Consider the following 4,719-nt stretch of genomic DNA (forward strand, 5'->3'; position numbering starts at 1 on the left):
ATGCGATAGAAAATTTTGGAAATTCCTTGCCACAGGAAAAGGTCTACCTGCATTTTGACAATACAAGTTATTACCAGGGCGATCATATCTGGTTCCAATGTTATACGGTAACATCCGGGCTAAACCGTCCGACGCAACTGAGTAAAACCCTGTATGTCGAGTTACTGAATCCAGGAGGTGAAATTATAGCAAAACAAGTTTTACCTATCCGGAATGGTCGTTGCCACGGTGATTTCCCATTGAACCACCTTCCTTTTTATTCAGGGTTTTATGAGATCCGTGCCTATACGAAGTATATGCTGAATTTTGGTGAAGAAACTATTTTTTCAAGGATCTTTCCTGTTTTCGATCAACCGCAGGAAGCAGGTAATTTTGAAGAAAAAAGTATTCAAAAATATACAGTTTACAAATATCCCCAGAAGAGGGAGTCTGTCAAGAAGGCCAAAAAAGTCAATCTGAAGTTCTATCCGGAAGGTGGTAACCTGATTGAAGGTGTTCCTTCCCATGTGGCGTTTGAGGCAACAGATGCTTACGGAAATCCACTTGAGTTATCCGGGACGGTCCTTGATAAAGGAAAAAATGAGATACTTTCTTTTGCTACGACGCACAATGGGCGGGGTGTGTTTATCTACACACCGGCAGAAAAAGGCAGCCAGGCAATAGTCAACCTGGATGATAAGAAATACCGCTTTGACCTGCCGGATCCCATACCCCAGGGATTTGTCATGCATGTCGATAACCTTTCTTCTAAAGATAGCCTGTTTGTTATGGTCCGTAGAAATGACAGGACCCCGGCAGAAGAACTGGGATTAGCTGTAATTTCCAGGGGAAATATCTTCTATTACTATCAGCTGGATCTGGAAAAAAGCAAAGTCCGTTTTGGGATCGATAAAAATGATTTACCTGCGGGAGTTTCGCAAGTCGTATTATTTGACATAGCCGGAAGGATCGTTGCCGACCGTTTGGTCTTCGCCCATAATCAGGTGGAGCAGCTAAGTATTCATGTCCGGGCAGAGAAGGAGACTTACCAGCCGTTCGAACCTGTAGAACTGAATTTTTCAATTCGGAATCAGTCAGACAAGCCGGTTTGTACGCCTTTATCCGTTTCAGTCCGTGATGGAATGGCAGAAGTGGAAGGTCGCCACACTATCCTGACTGACCTGTTGTTGATGTCGGAGATCAAGGGATATGTCCGGCACCCATCCTACTATTTCGAATCGGACGACTATGAACACCGGTCTGCGCTGGACCAATTACTCATGGTACAAGGGTGGCGCCGTTATTCATGGGAATACTGGTCGGGAACGAAACCGTTCGAATTGAAGTATCTGCCGGAGCAGGCAATTGAAGTGCATGGCAAGGTGGTTACTATAGGCAGGCGTAAACCGGTGCCGGATGTACAGGTTTCTTCTTTTCTGGCGAAAAGAGGGGAGGATGAAGCATCGGGCAATACCTATATTGACATCTTCGATACAGATAGCATGGGACGTTTTGCTTTCTTGAGCGATATCACCGGAAAGTGGAATCTGGTACTGTCTGTTACTGATAAAGGAAAAAAGAAAGATCATCAGATTGTTCTGGACCGGGTTTTCAGTCCATCACCTGCAAAGTATCAACTGGCTGAAATGCAGGTGAATGTGGTCGGATCTGACGGTACGGGAGAAGCATATGGATCTCCAGTAGATGCAGATACAACAGAAAATTTTGATTATGAGAAATTTATAAGAGCTTACGAAGATTCTTTGAAAAGGCTCAGGATGGATGAAAAAGTCCATCACATAGAAGAGGTGGTGGTAAAAGCAAAGAAGCGAAGCCGTGAGAAGGATATTTTTGACAATCGTTCCAAATCCATTGCCTATTATGATGTGGCTTCAGAGATAGATGATATCAGGGATAACGGAAAGTATATCAATAAAGATATTAATGACCTGCTGGTCAGCATGAATCCTGATTTCAGACGTAGTATTTCCAGGGGTGAGGAATACGTGACCTATAAAGGACGTGCTCCTCTGTTTGTCATTAATTATGTTCCAACAATGCGGTCATCGATATTAGATTCTATACAACATACGATACTGTCGCTGGAATCCATCAAATCTATTTATATCAATGAAGAGATAGGAATCATGAATAAATATGCCGATCCGAATATACGCGGAATAGATATTAATAAAATATATGGTTGCGTCGTTTTCATTGAAACCCATCCTGAAGGGAAGATCCCGGCAAAAGCAGGTAAGGGGGTCCGTAAGACATGGCTGGATGGGTATAGTGAAGTGAAGGAATTTTACCAGCCGGACTACTCAGCGCTTCCGAAAGAAGAAGATTACCGACGTACGCTTTATTGGAACCCGGAACTGATTCCCGATGAAGAAGGAAATGCAAAGATCCTTTTCTACAATAATAGCCGGTGTAAAAAAATGAAGGTCAGCGTGGAAACTATTTCGACAGAAGGAACAATAGGGTCGGTACATCTTTGAAGAACAAATCAGGGAATATTAATTTTCGGTTAACTGAGGGCCGATTTTCCATACAGGTAATTTTTCCTTATCTGATAGATAAGACGATCATCAGTTTTAATATTCCTTTTACCAAAAAAATATATATTTGCTTCCTGATAAGCGGGTGATCTATCTAAAAAAGCAAGACAACTTTTATTGAGTGATACAAAATTTAACTTTTAAAAAACTAGTGCAAATGTGCCATGAGTATAGCAATTTACATTTGAAAAGACGAATCTCATTATTTATGAAATGGGTAATTGTATTTTTGGCTCTGGCAATAAACATGGGCTACGCGTCTGATAACTATTCGCAATCAACTATTATATCTATTGATGTTAAGGATAAAGCTATTAAGGAAGTTTTTACTGAAACCGGGGAAAATAGTGAAGTAAGTATAATGGAAGGAACAATGGATACAGATACTATTGTAGTGGTAGGGTTTGGAAAGCAGAAGAAAACAGATTTGGTGGGTTCCATAACAACTGTTCGCATCACCGACCTGAAGAAAATATCTTCGAGCAATGTAACCACCATGTTGGCAGGAAATGTCGCCGGATTGATATCCTATCAGAGAAGTGGCGAGCCGGGGGCGGATGATGCCAGTCTTTTTATCCGGGGAGTTACCACCTTCGGCTACATCGGTAATGGCGAACCCCTGATTCTGATTGACGGGGTAGAAGCATTCAAAACAGACCTGGCCCGTATGCAGCCTGATGATATCGAAAGTATTTCAGTGATGAAAGATGCTGTATCTACGGCCGTATACGGCACGCGCGGGGCAAACGGAGTGATCTCCGTTACAACAAAGGAAGGAAAAACGGGAAGAGTAAATATTTCCGCCCGGTTTGAGAACGCGTTCAACATGCCGACAAAAAATATTGAATTTGCAGATCCCATCACTTATATGCGATTAGGTAACGAAGCGGTATTAACCAGAGACCCTTTGGGGGAGCTTCCTTATTCACAGTTTAAAATTCAAGGTACCTTAGATAAAGTAGATAAATATTTATTTCCTGCAACCGACTGGCGAAAAGAATTAATGAAAAATTATGTGACCATGCCGCGGGTCAATCTGAATATAAGGGGAGGAAAGGATGAACTCAGGTATTATCTGTCCGGCACATTTAACCAGGACAATGGGATTCTGAAAAATGACAAACGAAACTATTTCAACAATAACATTAAATTGAAAACCTGGTCATTCCGGGCAAATGTTAATCTTTCGATGACAAAAACAACGGAAGCTGCTTTAAAGATTTCAGGAACCTTTGACGATTACATAGGGCCGGTTAACGGAGGCGCCAACTTATATCGACAGATCATGCATGCCAGTCCTGTTTTATTCCCGCCTTATTACGTGTCCGACAAGGAGATTTATAAACACGAAATATTATTCGGCAATTATGGTAACGCAGAGTATATCAATCCTTATGCTGAAACCTTCAGAGGAGTTAAGAATTATTCCCAATCAAAGATAGATGGGCAGTTTGAACTGAAACAGGATTTTTCTTTCCTTACGGAAGGACTTTCACTTAAAGCTTTGTTCAATGGTTCCCGTTATAAATATTCCGATGAATCCCGTTTTTATGATCCACGTTATTATACCTTAGACGATACCTACACGCTTGTTCCCCTGCATAGTGGTGGCCCCGCTTCCTATCGAAACAGTGGTGAAACTAAGTTCACCACTGTGTATGTTCAACTGATAGCAGATTATCACCGTACATTTGCCGGGAAGCATACATTCAGCGGCATGGTGACATACCTGATGAGCAAGGATGTGATAAAACACGAATGGAATTCAGATTTTTCCCTGACCAGAAAAACTATGGGCTTATCGGGAAGAGCAACCTATTCATACCGGGGAAAATATTCCGGAGAATTTAATTTTGGATATAGCGGGAGCGAGTGCGATCATAGGGACTATCATTTCGGGTTTTTCCCTTCGGCAGGGCTGGCATGGACCATATCCAACGAAGACTTCTGGAATGTTCCCGTGGTTTCGAACCTGAAATTAAGAGCTTCATACGGACTGGCCGGCAATGATGTCATCTGCTGCGATTTCCGCAGGGCGGGATTCGTTTGGGAAACAGATCCCAATGATCTTTCCGGGGAAATTGCCCGGAAAACCAATATCGGCTTTGAACTGGGGCTTTTCGGAAAGCTGGATATGGAAGCTGATTTTTTCCACGAACACAGGACAAATATATTAATG

The 4,719-nt window shown here is 42.2% G+C and carries 2 protein-coding genes; both read left to right on the plus strand.

Annotation, left to right across the window (positions count from 1 at the left end):
- The coding region (locus LBQ60_10915) for a hypothetical protein (GenBank protein ID MDR2038421.1) at window positions 1–2,480 on the plus strand (2,480 nt) is incomplete at its 5' end.
- Between the two features lie 268 nt (window positions 2,481–2,748).
- On the plus strand, window positions 2,749–4,719 hold a 1,971-nt coding region (locus LBQ60_10920; protein ID MDR2038422.1), incomplete at its 3' end, for a SusC/RagA family TonB-linked outer membrane protein.

This window comes from Bacteroidales bacterium, from assembly GCA_031275285.1.
Classification (GTDB): domain Bacteria; phylum Bacteroidota; class Bacteroidia; order Bacteroidales; family UBA4181; genus JAIRLS01.